Genomic DNA, 16,903 nt, shown 5'->3' on the forward strand with positions numbered 1-16,903 from the left:
GTGGAGCGGTCAGGCCTCGGCTGACCCGGGCTCCGTGCGGCGGCCGATCGTCCGGGGACCGACGGTGGCGAGCGCCACGGCACCGACGGTGAGGACGATGCCGAGGAGTTGGAGCAGGGACGGGCGCTCAGCGAGCACGAGCGCCCCGACGAGGACCGCGCTGATCGGTTGGAGCAGCATGATCGGGGCCGCGCGGCCGGCGTCCAGGCGCACCAGGCCGTAGGCGATGAGGACGAACGTGAGCGCCTGCCCGAGGATCGCGACCAGGGACAACCAGAACCAGCCCGATACCCCGATATCGAAGTCGAAGGTCCTGCTGCCGAGCCCGACGGCACCGAGGACCACAGCGGACGAGGCCGTCGCCAGCGCCGTCGGCAGGAAGAGCATGCGCGGATCGATCGCACCGGCCGGACGGTTGAAGAACAGGAACCCGGCGTAGCAGATGCCCGCGAGGACCCCGAGAATCGCGCCGCGCACCTGATGCCCCGAGTCGGAACCGGCCGCACTGCCGAGGCCGCCGGTGAGCGCGAGGCCGGCGACCATCACCGGCAGCGCGATCAGGAATCGCCGCGCCACGCGTTCGCGCACGAACAGGAAGGTGAGGATCGGGAGGGCGACCACCTGCACGCCGATGAGCACGGTGGCGACGCCGGCGCCCACGTCCAGGACGCTCTGCGTGTACATCAGATAATCGGCCGCCAGAAGGACACCGGCGATCAGGCTGAGGACGACCATCCGCCGCTTCGGCGGCCCGTACCGCCGCCACTCCATCACGATGAACGGCGCGAAGGCGAGGAGCGCGAGTGCGCAGCGCAGGAACGCCGCCGTGACGGCGTTCGCGCCCGACAGGCGGATGAACGTCGACGAGGTCCCCGCCAGCAGGCATCCGGCCACCAGCACCCACAGGGCGATGGTCGGCGAGGCGCCGCGGGGAGTCATCAGTCCATTCTGCGGGGCCTCGGGGGCGCGGCCTGTTCCGTGGCCGCGCGCGTCGTCTGGGATTTCAGACTTCAACGGATCGCCTTCATCGAGGTGCCCGAGTCGTCCGACGCGTTGCCCATCGATGCTCCGTGTGATGTCGACGCGCGGTGACTCCCCGCGGCGACGCGGCCCACGGCTCCACTGGCGCCACGGGGTCGCAATGGAGGGCTGAGTTCCGGTGTCGGCGGACGTGCGCACCTTTTTTGGCGCGTGGTCACCTTCCTTTGCTCCAGACGGAGGGAGCAGGCTTCCGTTCTCGACGCCGTCTCGCGTTCCCGACACGGCCACCCCTTCCGCTCGTTGAGCTCACGCCCGCCAGTCGAAACGTCGCTCGGCGCGTTGCGGACGCGCCCATCTCGCATTCCAGCGTGGTCACCTTTCATCCGCTTAATACGACACGGGTTCTGCGGGCGGTCGCGATGTCGTCTCGGGCACGGATATCGGGATGGTGGGGTCGGATGCGCTCGGTCGTGCGGGGTGCGGCTCCTGCCGCACCTCGGGATGTCGAAGGGGCTGGGTTTCGGCTTAAGACTGCCCGGTGAATGGGAGCGTTCCGGACGCCGGCTCACGGTCCGTCCGTGGGCCCCCAAGCCGCTCGTTCAGCGAGCGCTGGTGAGACGAATCGTCGTGGCCGGCGAGGCGGGCCGAGAGGTGAGAACAACCTCATCTCGACAGGCATAAATCCATCTACAGCCTGGGATATTCGACCTCCAATGTCGGACGCCACCGGTAGAATATGGGTTATGAACAAGACGATGGAACGGACCCGGGAAACGATGGCCACGGCCGTCGCCGACCTCCGCTCCATCCTCACCGCCGGCACCCTCGATACGGCCTCCCGGGATGACGTTCTGGCGTTCCTGATCGGGGTCGGGGACCTGCACCGGCAGGTCGAAGCCACCCTGGTGCTCAGCACCGGCATCATCGAGAAGCGCTCCGCCACGGCCGAGCGCTTCGATGTTTCCGCGGACTGCCGCAACCCGAACGAAGTCCTCCAGCGCATCACGGGTGCCGCGCCCACCACCGTCAAGCGGTGGAGCCGACTCGCGGCTACGATCAAGCCGGCCCGCACGCTTGCCTCGGGTGAGGAGAAGCCGGCGGAGTTCCCCGCACTGCGGACCGCGCTCACCACCGGCGCGATCGGCGCGGACGGGCTCGAGGCCGCCGCCCGTCCTCTCCGGGAGATCAAGGATCGAGTCAACCCGGCCGACCTCGCGGAGGTCGATGAGGTTCTCGCGGCGATGACGACGACCACGGGTGCCCCGGTCATGACGGACACGCTCCGCGACCTCAGCCTCCGGATGGCCACGGACCTCGACATCACCGGTGCCGAGGTTGAAGAAGAGCAAGCATTCCGGGGTCGGGCCCTGCGACTGGGCGTCAAGCGCAACGGGCTCGTCCCTGTCGCGGGTCAGCTCGTCCCCGATGTTGCCGGTGCGCTCTCGGTCCTGTTGGATTCGATCAACAACCCGCACGGCCAGCCGACGGATGTGAGGTTCCGGCCATCGGACGAGTCCGATGAGAACGCGGATGTGCGGACGATGGCGCAACGCAACCATGACGCGCTCGGCACGATCCTTGCCGCGGTCCCGAACGCTCCGGACATGCCGACGAACGGCGGCGGCGCACCCGTGCTGGTGATCCACGCGACCGAAGACACCGTCCATGCGGGCGAAGGGTGGGCCACCATCCCCGGCGCCGACGGAACGGGCACGGATGTTCCGGTTCCGTTCGCGGCGGCGAAGCACGTCGGATGCTGTGGCACGATCCAGCGCCTCACCACCTCCGCGACTGGCCGGATCGTGAAGCTCACGATCGACAAGCGCTTCTTCTCCCCCGACCAGCGGCGAGCGATCATCGCCCGCGACCGGTCCTGCGTCATCCCCGGATGCCACACCCCCGCGAGATGGTGCGAAATCCACCACGTCACCGCATGGTCCAACGGCGGAAAAACCACCACCGACAACGGCGTCCTGATCTGCTGGCACCACCACCGCTCCATCGACCACATGAACTGGGACATCCACATGAACAACGGCGTCCCCGAAGTCCGGCCACCCGACTGGGTCGACCCCACCCAGGCCTGGCACCCCACCGGGCCGCGAGCCGTGGCACGAACGAGGCGGAAGACATGATGGCCGGGGAGAACTCCGTCCGTGGCGCATACGCCGTGCGGTTCGCGACGCTTCATCTCGCATGCGCTCGCTCCACGAGCTGGATGGGGCGGATGACCACTTCACGAACGCGACCCGGCGACGCGAGCCGAGCCGGGACGGACGGTCTTAAGCCAAAACCGCACCCCCGCAGGAACCCGCAGCGCCGGACGCAACGAACCCCGCGCACCCCCGGCGCACCTGAGGCGACCATCCCAACAGCCGCGCGCCGACGGACGAACGGGACCATCCGCAGAACCCGTGTCGTCTTAAGCCAAAAGAACCCAACCACGCCGGAACGCAAGACGAACCCGCCCGCAACGCACGCACCGACGCCTCGACGCGCGAGCGCGCCGATCACCGAGCGGGAATTCCGCAGCGTGACCGCCGCGGAACTGGAATCGACACACGAGACGCCCTCAACAACGAACGCCCCGGACGCGAAGTCCGGGGCGTTCGTCAACACAGCGTCAGGCGCCGCGGAGGCGCTCCGCGAGGTAGTCGTTGAGCTCCGCGAGCGGGACGCGCTCCTGCTGCATCGTGTCGCGGTCGCGGACGGTCGCGGCGTTGTCCTCGAGCGAGTCGAAATCGATCGTGACGCAGAACGGCGTGCCGATCTCGTCCTGCCGGCGGTACCGGCGACCGATCGCCCCGGCGTCATCGAAGTCGATGGCCCAGCGGCCCCGCAGGTCGTCCGCCGTCTGACGCGCCAGCGGCGACAGCTTCTCGTTGCGGCTCAGCGGCAGCACGGCCACCTTCACCGGCGCGAGACGCGGGTCGAGCTTCAGGACCGTGCGGGTGTCGGTGCCGCCCTTCGCGTTCGGCACCTCTTCCTCGACGTACGCGTCCACGAGGAACGCCATCATCGAACGGGTCAGACCGAACGACGGCTCGATCACGTACGGCGTATACCGCTCACCCGACGCCTGGTCGAAGAACGTCAGGCTCTGCCCGGACGCCTCGGAATGGCTGGACAGGTCGTAGTCGGTGCGGTTGGCGACACCCATGAGCTCGCCCCACTCCTTGCCCGGGAAGCCGAACTTGTACTCGAAGTCGATCGTGCCCGCCGAGTAGTGCGCTCGCTCGTCAGCCGGAACGTCGAACTGGCGCATGTTCTCCGGGTCGATGCCGAGGTCCAGGAACCAGTTCCAGCACGCTTCCACCCAGTGCTCGAACCACTCCTGCGCCTCCGCCGGCGGCACGAAGTACTCGATCTCCATCTGCTCGAACTCACGCGTCCGGAAGATGAAGTTGCCCGGCGTGATCTCGTTGCGGAACGCCTTGCCGACCTGGCCGATGCCGAACGGCGGCTTCTTCCGCGACGCCGTGACGACGTTGGTGAAGTTGACGAAGATGCCCTGCGCGGTCTCCGGACGCAGGTAGTGCAGCCCGGACTCGTCGTCCACGACACCGAGGTACGTCTTCACCAGACCGGAGAACGCCTTCGGCTCGGTGTACTGACCCTTCGTGCCGCAGTTCGGGCACGGGATGTCGGCGAGACCGTTCTCGGCGGGGCGCCCCTTGCGCGCCTCGAAGTCCTCAATGAGGTTGTCAGCCCGGAACCGCTTGTGGCACTGCAGGCACTCCACCAGCGGGTCGCTGAACGTCGCGACGTGACCGGACGCCTCCCACACGCGCTTGGGGAGGATCACGGACGAGTCCAGCGCGACCATGTCGCCGCGCCCCCGGACGAACGTCTGCCACCACTGCCGACGGATGTTCTCCTTCAGCTCGGTGCCGAGGGGGCCGTAGTCCCAGGCCGATCGGGAACCGCCGTAGATCTCACCCGCTTGGAACACGAACCCGCGGTGACGGGCGAGAGAGATGACTTTGTCGAGGCGGGACTGCTCGGCCACGGTGGCTCCAATGGTCGTAAAGGGGGTGCGATTCGCGGGGACATGCCGCGCACCTCAATCCTACCCGCGCGGGCTGTGCCTGACCTCGCGGCGAGGGCTTCGTCAGCCCGCGGTTCCGGACACGACGCGCGCGTGGCAGGACAGCTCGGCGTCGCCGTCCTGCGTGTAGAACGCCGGCACCGCGACCGGGGCCGACGCCCCGGCCTCGACCGTGAGCTCCTGGTCCCCGCTGCCGAGCACAGCGTGGGTCGTGACGTCGACGACGGAGAAGCGGACGAGGTAGGTCACCGCACCCTCCCCCGTGTTGCGGATCGTGCCGGTGCCGGACCAGACCCCGCCCTCGTCGGCGGCGCACGCGTCATCGACGAGGGCGTCACGTGCCCCGACCGGGTCAGTCAGGTCACCGTTGTCGCCACTCGGCACCGTGGACGCCGGGTCCGGCCCGGGGGTGCCGGTGGCACCCCCGTCCGGCCGTCCGCCGAAGCACGCGGCCAGCAGTATGACGGCACCCACCAGGACCAGTGCTGCCATTCCCCGCGCGCGATCGGACATCAGCGCACCTCGGTCGCGCGGTGGCGTCGCCAGAAGAACACGGCCAGACCGCTCAGCAGGAGCACCCCGCCGAGACCGAGCGGCAGGAGCGGCACGTCCGCACCTGTCGTCGGCAGCGGCGGCAGGTCCTCCGCGATCACCTCGTTGTCGTCGCCACCGTCGATCGACGTCCCACCCGGGGCGTCCGCTTCGGCGGTCGCGCCGTTGCTCAGCGAGCCACGCGTCTGGTCGGCGAGCGTCGCGACGTACGTCAGCACGCACGATACGCTCTCCCCCGGCGCCACGGACGTGAGGTCGCCACACGCGGGCTCACTCAGCTCGCCCGTTCCGGAGAAGTCGACGTCGGTCAGGACCACGTCGTGCAGCGTCACGGCACCCGTGTTCGTCAGCGTGATCGTGTACGTGATCAGGTCGCCGGCGGCGAACGTCTTCACGTCCGTCGTCTTCGCGACCGTGAACGCCGCGTCGTCGTCGTCCGGACCCTCGGTGATGTTCTCGGTCGGCGGGGACACGATGTCCTCGCCACCCGGACCCTCGCCGCGCGCGATGGCGACGTTGACCGCGCCCCCGGCATCGGCGTCCGCCTGCGTGAGCAGGTACCGCTCATCCGCCGCGCACGTCGTGGACTCCCCGGGAGCGAGACTCGTGGCCTCGCACGTCACGCTCACTCCGGCCGCCGCCAGCTTGGCGTCGTCGATCACGATGTCCGTGACGGTCGAGGTGCCGTGGTTCGTCACCGTGAAGAGGTAGTCCACCTCGTCGCCGGCGGCGATGTAGCCGTCACCGTTCGTGTCCGAGACCGTCGAGGTCTTGGTCATCGACAGGGCGTCGTCCTCGGTCAACTCCGTGCTCGTGCCCGGGCTCTCGTCGACGATGTCCTCACCGTCGGGGTCGGTCGCCCGCGCGGTCGCGACGTTGTCGACGCCGCCCGCGTCCGCGTCACCCTGGGTGATCGTGTAGGCCTCGGACGCCGCGCACGTCGCGGTCTCGCCCGCGGCGAGCATCGTCGGCAGGCAGGACACCGTGATGCCCTGACCCGCGAGCAGCGGATCCGTGACGATGACGTCGCGCAGCGTGAGCGTGCCGGTGTTCGTCACCGTGAAGCCGTACGTGATGGTGTCGCCGGCGGCGTAGCGCCCGTCGCCGTCCACGTCGGTCAGGGCGAGCACGGACTTCACCAGCTCGGCGGAACCGATGCGGTCCAGCTCCACCGCGGCCGGCTTGGCGACGGCCGAGACCGTCTGCTCATCCGGGTCCACACCCGTGGCGGACGCCCCGAAGGTGACCGTTCCGGCGTCCACGTCCGCATTCGTCACGGTGTACGGCGCGCTCGTGCAGGTCGCCGTCTCACCGGGCGCGAGCGCGGTCGGCGTGCACGTGACCGTGAGGCCGGCCGCGACCAGCGTCGGCGAGACGAGCGTGATGTCGTGGAGCGTGGTCGTGCCGGTGTTCGTCACGGTGAAGGCCACCGCGATCGTGTCACCCGCGTCGGCCAGCCCGTTGCCGTTCACGTCCGTGGGCTCGCCCGCGGTGAGCGTCACCGACAGGGCCGAGACCCCCTCGAGCGGAGTGATCACGGCGTCCTGCTCCGCGAGCACGGCCTGATCGGCCGGCGTCCGCCCGGACGCGGTCACGACGTTGGCCACCTGACCGGCGTCCGCATCGGCCTGCGTCACGATGTACGCGGCCGTGGCGCGCGCCGTGATCGACGCGCCGCCGGGCAGGCCGTTCCCGCCGAGCACCAGGCTCGCCGGTGCCGCCGCGACGGACTGGAACGTGATCGGGGTGTCCCTGAGCAGCGGGTCGTCGATCGCCAGCTGGTCCAGCGTGACCGTGCCGGTGTTGGTGAGCACGTATGAGTACCAGATCTCATCGCCGGCGGCGATGCGTCCGTCCTCGTTCGCGTCGACCACGCGCCAGTCGTCGACGGTAACGGTCAGACCGGACGTCTGGTCCAGCGCGACCCGCGTCGGCGGCACCTCGACCGAGATCGGACCGTCCGGGCCCTTCCCCGTCAGCTGCGGCTTCACCACGAGTTCACCCGCGTCGACGTCGGACTGGTCGATCGTGTACGTCAGCTTGCACGTCGCGCTCTCACCCGGGGCGAGGTCGGTCGGCGTGCACGTGAACGCACCGAGTTTCGGGTCCGCGAGGCCGACGTCGGTCAGGCTCGTGTTTCCGTCGTTCGTGATGACGTACGTGATGGTCACGGTGTCGTCCGTGGCGATCTCACCGTCGCCGTCGACGTCGGTGGTGACGGTGTCCTCGGGCGTCACGGTGACGCTGGAGTCCTGCTCCAACTCAACTGTGCGGCCGTCACCGTCACCGGTGACCTTGCCGTTCGAGTCCTCACCGCTGGCGGCGGGATCGACGGACACGGACCCGTTGTCCACGTCGTCCTGCGTGATCGTCAACACGGCGGTGCAGGTCGCGACCTCACCGGCGGCCAGCGTCGTCGGCTTGCACTCGACATCGCCCAGTCGCGGGTCGGTGATCGTGCTGTCGTCGACGGTGGTGGTGCCGTCGTTGGTCACCGTGAAGGTGAACTCGATCTCGTCGCCGGCATCGGTGCGTCCGTTGCCGTTGGAATCGATCGGCTTGGGCTCCTCCGCCACGATGGACAGGCCACCGACCTGGTCGAGCTTGAGCGGAACGGCTGCGCCCTGCTCACTCACGGCGCCGTTGACATCCTTCGCGAAGACGGACGGCGTGACGACGATCTGACCGGCGTCCACCTCGTCCTGCGTCACGGTGTGCGTGGCGGTGCAGGTGGCGACGGAACCGGCGGCGAGGGTGTCCGGCAGGCACGTGACGGTGCCCAGCAGGTCGTCCTTGACGGTCACGTCGTGCAGTGTCGTGGTGCCGGTGTTGGTCACCGTGAAGGTGTACGTCACGATGTCGCCGGTGTCGGTCAACCCGTTCTCGTTCTCATCCGCGAGGCTCGGCTTCGCGGTCGTGATCGACACGTCGCCGACCTGGTCCAGCGGAACCGTGCGAGCTTCAGCGGTCACGGACAGTGCCGAGTCTGCGCCGTCCTCCCTACCGGTTCCGGCGGCCACCGGCTCAGCCGTGAGCTCTCCGGCCTCGTCGACCTGCTTCTGCGTCACCGTGGTAACGAGCGTGCACGTTGCCGTCGCGCCGGCGGCGAGCGCGGTGGGCTTGCAGGCGACCGGGCCGAGGTTGGGATCACTCATGCGGACGCCTGTGAGAGTCGTCGTCCCCGTGTTCTCCACCGTGTAGACGAACTTCACCGTGTCGCCCGCGTCTGCACGACCGTTGACGTTCGCGTCCGTAACGACCGGCTCGGCTGCGACGGTGGTCGAGATGCCTGCGACCTGGTCGAGGGAGGTCTCCACCGGCGTGCCGGTGGCACCCAGTTTCGCGCCAGCATGTCCCGTGCCCGTTGCGACCGGAGTGACTGTGATCCTGCCGGCGTCGACCTGGCCCTGCGTGACGGTCGTCTGTGCCGTGCAGGTCGCCGTCTGCCCACCGACGAGGGTGGTGGGCGTGCAAGCGAGCTTGCCCAGCACCGGGTCGATGACGGCGATCTCTTCCGCGGTCGTCGTGCCGGTGTTCCCCACCGTCACGGCGTAGGTCAGCACATCGCCGGTGTCGGTGAGATCGTTGTCGTTGACGTCATCGATCGTCGGCTGCTCGACGGCGACCGCGAGACCGGACGTCTGGGACGTCGTCTCCTCGTTGTCGACGTCGACCGGCGTGAACGGTGCCTCATCGGGACCCGTCGCCGTCAGCGTGCCATCGGTCACCACGGACCCACGGTCGACGTCCTCCTGCGAGACCGTCGCGAAGATCTGGCACACGGCGCTCTCGCCGGCGCCGAGCTCGGCCGGGGTGCACACCGCGATGCGGCCCTGCGCGTCCGAGAGCGCGATGTCGGTCGCGGTCGTGTTGCCGGCGTTCGTCACGCGGTACGAGAACGTCACCGTGTCGTCCGTGTCGATCAGATCGTTGTCGTTGCGGTCATCGGACGAGGTCGGGAGTGCCTCGACGCTGAGCGTCGAGGCGCGATCGAGCTCCACCTCGGTGAGTGTGCCGTCAGCCGCGATCACGCCGTCCTTGCCGCTGCCGGAGACGGTGGGGTCGATGACCACACTGCCGCGGTCGATGTCTTCCTGCGTGAGGACGTGCTCGGCCGCGCAGGTCGCCGTCTCCCCGGCGCCGAGCGTGGTCGGCGTGCAGGTCACGGTTCCGAACAGGTCATCCTTCACCGTGATCCCGTTGAGCGTGCGCGTGCCGTCGTTGGTGACCGTGAACTCCACGGTCACGGTGTCGCCGGGATCGACCAGTCCGTCGCCATCGGCGTCGGAGACGACCGGGGTCCCGGTCTCGATCTTCAGAGCCTCGCTCTGGCTGGTCTCCAGGCTCGCGGACGCGGTCTTTTCGATCCGCTCCTCCGCCGCACCGGCGCCGCTCACCGTCACGGACGACTCGATCGCTCCGGAGTCGACATCGCCCTGCGTCACGACGGCGTCGATCCAGCACGTCGTGGAAGCACCGGGGGCCAGCGAGGTCGCCTCACAGGTCATCTCATCGCGCGTCGAATCCGCGCCCTCGATGTCCGTGACCGTCGTGTTGCCGTCGTTGGTCAGCGTGTACGCGAAGCGGACGCCGTCACCCCGGTCCAGCAGGTCGTTCTCGTTCGCGTCGACGACGGTCGTCTCGCCCGCGACGAGGGTCAGCGAGTCGATCTGCTCGAGGGGGAAGGTGAACTCCTCACCCGGCGCCGAGATCTCGCCGAGCTGCCCGTCACCGGTCACCGTCGGTTCGACGGTGATTCCGCCGTCATCGATCTGGTCCTGCGTGATCGGCATGGTCACCGTGCAGGTCGCCACCTCACCCGGTGCGAGCGTGATGGGATCGCAGATCACCTCGCCGAGCACGTCGTCCGTGACGATGATGCCGTCGACGGTCGTGGTGCCGTCGTTGGTGACGGTGAACGTGAAGGTGACCGAGTCACCGTCGTCGGTGCGACCGTTCTCGTTGTCGTCGTTCACGACCGGGGTCTCGGCGGTGATCGTGAGGGACTCACGACGCTCGAACTCGGTGGTCACGCTTTCCGACTTCGCGGTGATCTCGTCTCCCGGAATCTGCCCGGTGAGAATGCCGGAGACGACCAGCGAGCCGGCGTCCACCTCGGTCTGGGTGACCTTGTGCGTCGCCATGCATGTCGCGGTGGCACCCGGGGCTACGGGCGCGGGCACGCAGACGACGGTGTTGCCGAGCGTGTCGGTGACGACCGGGTCGGTCAGCGTGACGTTACCCGTGTTCGTGACCGTGTATTCATAGACGAGCTCGTCGCCTGCGACGGGCTTCGCGGCCTCTGTCGTGACCTTGAGGACCACCGTCGCATCGGCCGTCCGCCGACTGGACAGGTCGATCGAGAGATCGCCTGTCGCGCCAGTGGTGACCGTGGTCCCGCCCGGCGTGGTGCCGGTGGCGGTGGCGGTGAATACCGCGGTGCCATTGTCAATCTCGGACTGCGCGACGGTGTAGGTCGCCGTGCACTCGACCGTGCCGCCGACGGCCAGGTCGGCCGGGGTGCAGGTCACGGCGGACAGCGTGCCACCGGTGGTGGACGCACCGTCGACCGTGATGCCGGTGACGGGCGCGTTGCCGTCATTGGTGAGCGTAAAGGTGACCGGGATCTCCGTACCCGCCGCCACGGTGGGCGGCAGGCCGATCGGTCCGGACGTCAAAGACATCTCCGGATCCTCGATCACGGCTGCCGTCTCCGTCGCCGTGGCCGACGCGCCGGCCCCACCGGGCGCGGTCGCGGTGACGGTGAGCGACTCGGTGATCGACTGGGCCTGCAGGTCCGCGGTCGTCACCGTGATGGTGCTCGCGCAGGTGACCGTCTCACCCGGCGCGACGGCTCCCTCGGGGCAGGTGTAGTCGCCGCGGCCGCCGGTGATCGCGACGGCATCGAGGGTCACGTTGCCGTCGTTGGTCACCGCGACCGTCGCGGCGATCTCGTCCCCCACGGCGCTGAACTTCGCTGCGTCGAACGTCAGGACCGCCGTCACCTGGGGATCGCGCATCGCGGACAGCGTCGACTCCGCGGAGGCGGTGACCGCGTCGGAACCGGTCAGTTCCAGGGTCGCGGCCAGCGTGCCGCGGTCGATGTCGGCCTGCGTGACCGCGTACGTCGTGGTGCACTCGGCTTCATCCCCGGGCGCGAGGGTCGTCGGCGTGCACGTGACGATCGGTGCCTCGGCGACGTCCGCAACGCCGGTGAAGGCGGTGAAGGACGCGCCCAGACCGTTCACCGTGACGTTTCCGGTGTTCCGCACCGTGTAGGCGTAGGCGATCTCCTCACCGACGGTGTCGAACGTTGTTCCCCCGTCCTTCGGCGTTCCGCCGCCGGTCAGGCTGACCGTCGCCGTGCGCTCACCGTTGAGGGTGTAGTCGACGCCGGAGGCGATCGGGGCGCTGAGACCCGTGACGTCGGCGAGCGCGTTTCCGGTGACACTGATGGCACCACGGTCCACGTCGCTCTGCTGGACGACGTACGTGGTGACGCACGTCGCGCTCTGCCCGGGCGCCAGTTCGGTCGGCGTGCATGTGGGCGTCGCGATCGTCGCCGGCGTGGACTCCAGGTCCAACCGGACCCCGGTCACCGGGAGCTGCCCGGAGTTCGTGATCGTGTGCGTGAAGGTGAGCGTGTCACCGACCACGAGGTCGGTCGGACCTCCGCCGTTCTGATCCGTCACGACGAGGCTCGCGCCCACCGAAGACTGGTACGACTGCAGCGGCGGGGTCGTGGCGATGCCGCCGCCGCATGTCGGGCAACCCGGTGCGGGCGTCACGGTGACCGTGTTGCCGACGGGGCCGACGGCGCTCGCCGTGCCGGTGATCGTCACCGTCGCGACCCCACCCACCGGGAGGTTCACAGAGCCGGACACATGCTGGCCGTCCAGGACGGGGTCACACGCCGCGCCGGTGCCGGTCGTCTCGCAGTCGACCGAGAGGTCGGTCACGGCCTCCGGAACGATGTCGTCGATGTTGGCGGAACCCGCCAGCGTGCCGGCGTTGGTGATGGTGATCGTGTACTCGACGGGCTGGCCCGGGGTGTACTGCGTGGCGTCTGCGGTCTTCGTCTGCGTGAAGCTCGGCGCGACGATCGTGAACGCGGTGGATGCCGTGTTATCGGCGGTGTGCGGGTCGACCGCACCACCGTCGCGCTGAATGGCGGAGCCGTCCTGCCCCACGGTGTTGTCATCGAAGTCGGTCGGGGCGATGACCGACGGCCGGTGAGTGCCGGGGAGGGAGGCGGTGCCCGTCACCTTGATGGTGACGCTGGACCCCTTCGGCCCGGTCCACTCCGTCGAGATCGCGGTCCCCGTGCCGGAGGTCGGACCGGTGCAGACGGCGCCACCGGAGGGAACGCACGTCCAGGTCACGTCCGTCAAACCGAGGGCCGAGGCGTCGTGCACGACGCGGGAGACGCCGTTCGGGGCATCGCCGATCGTCGTCGGGCCCGCGTTCGTCGCGGTGAGGTCGTAGCTGACGGTGTCCCCCGGCCGGTACGAGCCATCCGCCGTCGGAGTGGAGGTCATCGTCGCGGTGGTGGACACGTCTGCCAGCGCACGCACCATCATGTTGCGCACGTCGTGGAAGTCGGTGGCAAATCCGGTGGACGCGGAGAAACCGAGCTTCAGCGTCTCCGGCAGGTCGACCTGGCCGGCCACACCGGCGATGTCCCCCCGCCAGACCTCGGTGAGCTCACCCGGATCGGTCGAGTCCTTCGTAGCGAGCGGCGACATCCGCACCGTGACGTTCAGCGTGTTCGAAGTGGTCGGCTGCACGACCAGCTGCACGCGCCGGTACTGCGACTCCGCGTCGTCCGCGGGGTCCTCGAAGCCGTTCTCGCCCGGGCCAGCCGTGGCGATTCCGGAGACCGGAGTGGTGGCGATGAAGGGGAAGTTGGACTCGTTGCCCGCTTCACACTCGTTCGAGCCGGAACCACGCACGGTGACGGCACTCGGAGACCCGCCGGTGATGCCGCCATGGGCACCGGCCCGCTCCGTCGCGAAGTTCCCATAGACGTCGAGGCCGACGCCGAGGTAGCCACCCCGCACACCACAGGTCAGATCCGTGTCGTCACCGCCACCGCCGTACCCAAGGCCGCCGCCGGGCGCACCGGCGGTCACGCCTGCCGTCCCGTCCACGAGGTAGAAGGCGATGCCGTCGCCGGTGCGGTCCTCCGATTCATTCCCGTGCGCGAACTGCCCACCGCCCTGGCGGTAGTCGAAAGATAGCTCGAAGCCGGTCGAAGACGGGAACGCCGTTTTCGAGAGGATGTTCGTCGCTTGGCTCTCCTCGGCGTTCGTCAGGCGGGTCCAGCCGTCGGTCGTGTAGCGTCCGCCAACGGCGTCGTTGCCGTCACCACTACGGGCACGGTCCCATTTGTTGTTCAGCGCTCCGGCTTTGCCGGGGACGGTGTCTGCGATGGGGAACGGCGCCACGGCGGCGGCCGGTTCCGGGGTCGACAGGTCCACGGCCACCACGCCGGCGGCGACGAGCGCCGCGCTCGCGGTGAGCGCCAGTGCCTTCCGCACGGCTCGGCCTCGGGAACGCAACCCGGCACGACCGGTCAACGACATCGCCAGCGCACGCTGAAATGACATGCGAAATCTCCCCACACAGGTACGACAAAGAGCGTCGTCGCGAGAAATCGGGCGCGACGACAGGAAGTGATCGCTGCCCCCCAAAGGCGCTGGAGGAGGCCGCCCCAGACAGCGATCGTGAGGAAATTATCATGTAATGCGCACAACGTATGTATGTAGCCGACACCCGTCCCAGACATCGCCGACGGGTGTCGACGAAGGGCGCGAAAAGGGGCCGCGAACGCCTCTCTCCGGGTCAGCTCGCGCGGCGCAGGACGGTTCGGTCGAGGTCCCGAACCGCGGTGCGTCCGGCCAGACCGAGGGAGATGTCGAGCTCGGCGATGTGGTCACGCAGCACCTGGTCCACACCCTGCTCCCCGGCAACCGCCAGCCCATACGCGTACGGGCGACCGATCGCGACCGCGGTGGCACCGAGCGCCAGCGCGATGAGCGCGTCCGCCCCGCCGCGGACGCCCGAGTCGAACACCACGGGAACACGCCCGGCGACGCGTTCGGCGATCTCGGGAAGCACCGCGAGCGTCGGCACGGAGGCGTCGATCTGCCGACCGCCGTGGTTCGACACCCAGACGCCGTCGAAGCCGAATTCGACGGCGCGCTCGGCGTCGTCCGGGTGCACGATGCCCTTCAGCACCACCGGCAGGGACGTCCACTCCCGGACCTTCGTGAGCCGGTCCCAGGTCAGGGTCGGGGTCGCGAAGACGTCCAGGAACGTCTCGACCGCGGCCCGCGGCAAGGGCGAGCGCAGGTTGTCGCGCAGCCGCGTGCGTCCGGTCAGGGCCGCCCCGTGCCGCGCGATGGAGATGCCCGTGGCGACGGTCGACGGCGTCAGCCGGGGGCCCTTCTCGTCCGGCGGCGGCTGGGCGGAGCGCTCCTGCACGAGACGCCGGAACTCCGGATCCGAGGTGTACTGCGCGATGCCCATTCCCCGCGTGAAGGGGAGGAACCCGCGATCCAGGTCGCGGGTGCGCCACCCGAGCAGGTGCGTGTCCAGCGTGATCACGACCGCCGTGCACCCACTGGTCTCCGCCCGCCGCAGCAGCGAGGCGTTCAGCTCGTCGGAGGCGGACCAGTAGAGCTGGAACCAGCGCTCGCCCCGCGGCGCCGCAGCCGCGACCTCCTCCATGCGCACGGACGCCTGCGAGCTGAGGACATACGGCACTCCGCGGGCCGCGCCCGCGCGCGCCACCGCGCGATCCGCCTCCGCGTGCGCGAGCTCCATCACGCCGAGCGGCGCGAGGACGAAAGGAGTCGGCAGCGTGCGATCCCACAACCGCACCGACAGATCCCGCACCGCGACGTCCTGGGCCGGACGCGGCCAGATCTGCCACTCCCGAAACGCCCTGCGGTTGGCCGCCATGGTCCGCTCAGCTCCGGCCCCACCGGCGAGGTACGCGAACGCGTCCGCGGACAGCACCTGTCGCGCCCGCCGTTCCAGCGCATGCGGATCCGTCGGCACGGCCGGTCGGGCCCCGCTGATGCCGGCGCGGAACACCGCCGACTGCGCGTCACGGCCGGCTCCCCGGGGCGCCTGGATCACCATGGCCGCCAGGCGAGCGACGCAGAACCGCCGGAACCAGCCCCCGGCGCCGCCGCCGTGGAGATCACGCCCCGCTGCCGATCACGGCGGCCGCGGGCACCGCCGGCGCCCCCCCCGCGGCCGCCCCCCCGCGCGCCCCCGGGCCCCGCCCGGCACCTTCCCCCCCGGGGCGCGCCGCCCGCGCCCCGGGCCGGCCCCCCGGGGCGCCTGGATCCCCAGGGCCGCCGGGCGAGCGACGCAGACCCGCCGGAACCAGCCCCCGGCGCCGCCGGCGTGGAGATCACGCCCCGCTGCCGATCACGGCGGCGGCGGTCACCGCGGCCGCCACCTCGGCGACCGCCACCGCGTGAGCCGCCGGACCGCGCTCGGCACTTTCCCGCCGGGCGCGCGTCGCCCGCGCCGCGACTTCCCGTTCCGAGACGCCGCCCTCGCGTCCCACCGCCACCCGCAACCCGGACAACGCCTGCAGCACGGCGATCAGGGCGTCCTCCCGGGCCGTCGCCACACCGCCGTCGAGCAGCACGTGTCGCAGTCCTCGGCGCATCGCGGTCTCGTGTCCGGCGTCCGCCATCGGCCACTCCGTCCGCGGAAACAGCCCGAGCACCCGCCCCTCCCGCCGTTCCAGGACACCGCGCCGGGCGAGCCGCTCGGCGAGGACGTCCGCCGTGGGACGGCCGCCGAGACGAGCCAGCGCCGGCACCGTCGACATCGCGTCCCGAGGGCCGTCCGCGACGACCGCCAGTGCGGCGGCAAGCACGTCATCGTCCGTGACCGCATCGTCCGTCACGTCCACGCGTGGCGAGGAGAGCAGCCCGGTGCGCGGCCCGAACGACACCAGGCCGGCCTCGGCGAGGTCCATCAGCAGTCCGCCGCCCATCGCGAGCCGGACGTCGACACCACCCGCGCTTACGCCGCGCGCATCATCGAGGATCAGCAGCAGCAGGTCCTCGGCGATGAGCCAGACGGGTCCCGCCGCGTGTTCCATGTCCTCGACGTTAGGCGTCCACCCGCGCCCGGACATCCCTCTGCGGACGGAGATGCTCCGCCGCCCTACTGCTTGCGCTCAGTCACGACAGTTCCTCGCGCGCGGTCCTGCCGGATTCGGGAGCATCCCCGGACTTGCTCTCGAACGTGGCAGAAGTACGTCCCAAGACCTGCCGGAGGTGCGAGCGACGA

At 69.8% G+C, this 16,903-nt stretch carries 7 protein-coding genes; 1 reads left to right on the forward strand and 6 read right to left on the reverse strand.

Annotated elements, in window-relative coordinates; all coding sequences use genetic code 11:
- Window positions 1-9: 9 nt before the first annotated feature.
- Window positions 10-939 carry a DMT family transporter gene (locus tag BN1193_RS12920; protein ID WP_052460759.1) on the reverse strand — a complete coding sequence of 310 codons (930 nt, stop codon included), beginning with the start codon at window positions 937-939 and terminating at the stop codon, window positions 10-12.
- Window positions 940-1,724: 785 nt separating this feature from the next.
- Between BN1193_RS12920 and BN1193_RS12925 the strand changes: the two genes are divergently transcribed.
- Window positions 1,725-3,116 carry an HNH endonuclease signature motif containing protein gene (locus BN1193_RS12925; RefSeq protein ID WP_040167197.1) on the forward strand — a complete coding sequence of 464 codons (1,392 nt, stop codon included), beginning with the start codon at window positions 1,725-1,727 and terminating at the stop codon, window positions 3,114-3,116.
- Window positions 3,117-3,604: 488 nt separating this feature from the next.
- On the opposite strand, the gene BN1193_RS12930 is transcribed toward BN1193_RS12925, so the two are convergent.
- The 5 genes from BN1193_RS12930 to BN1193_RS12950 form a co-directional block, all read right to left on the reverse strand.
- Window positions 3,605-4,990: a glycine--tRNA ligase gene (locus BN1193_RS12930; RefSeq protein WP_040167198.1), complete on the reverse strand. Its 1,386-nt coding sequence runs from the start codon at window positions 4,988-4,990 to the stop codon at window positions 3,605-3,607.
- 102 nt (window positions 4,991-5,092) lie between these two features.
- The gene (locus BN1193_RS12935; RefSeq protein ID WP_040167200.1) at window positions 5,093-5,542 is read right to left on the reverse strand and encodes a hypothetical protein; all 450 of its coding nucleotides are present in this window, start codon (window positions 5,540-5,542) and stop codon (window positions 5,093-5,095) included.
- Window positions 5,542-14,190 carry a DUF7507 domain-containing protein gene (locus tag BN1193_RS12940; RefSeq protein WP_094770500.1) on the reverse strand — a complete coding sequence of 2,883 codons (8,649 nt, stop codon included), beginning with the start codon at window positions 14,188-14,190 and terminating at the stop codon, window positions 5,542-5,544. Before BN1193_RS12940 ends, BN1193_RS12935 begins: the two co-directional genes overlap by 1 nt.
- 235 nt (window positions 14,191-14,425) lie before the next feature.
- Window positions 14,426-15,730: an alpha-hydroxy-acid oxidizing protein gene (locus tag BN1193_RS12945; protein WP_040167204.1), complete on the reverse strand. Its 1,305-nt coding sequence runs from the start codon at window positions 15,728-15,730 to the stop codon at window positions 14,426-14,428.
- Between the two features lie 277 nt (window positions 15,731-16,007).
- Window positions 16,008-16,712: a GOLPH3/VPS74 family protein gene (locus tag BN1193_RS12950; protein WP_040167207.1), complete on the reverse strand. Its 705-nt coding sequence runs from the start codon at window positions 16,710-16,712 to the stop codon at window positions 16,008-16,010.
- Window positions 16,713-16,903: the final 191 nt, after the last annotated feature.

It is taken from the genome of Microbacterium gorillae, assembly GCF_000826185.2.
Lineage (GTDB): Bacteria > Actinomycetota > Actinomycetes > Actinomycetales > Microbacteriaceae > Microbacterium > Microbacterium gorillae.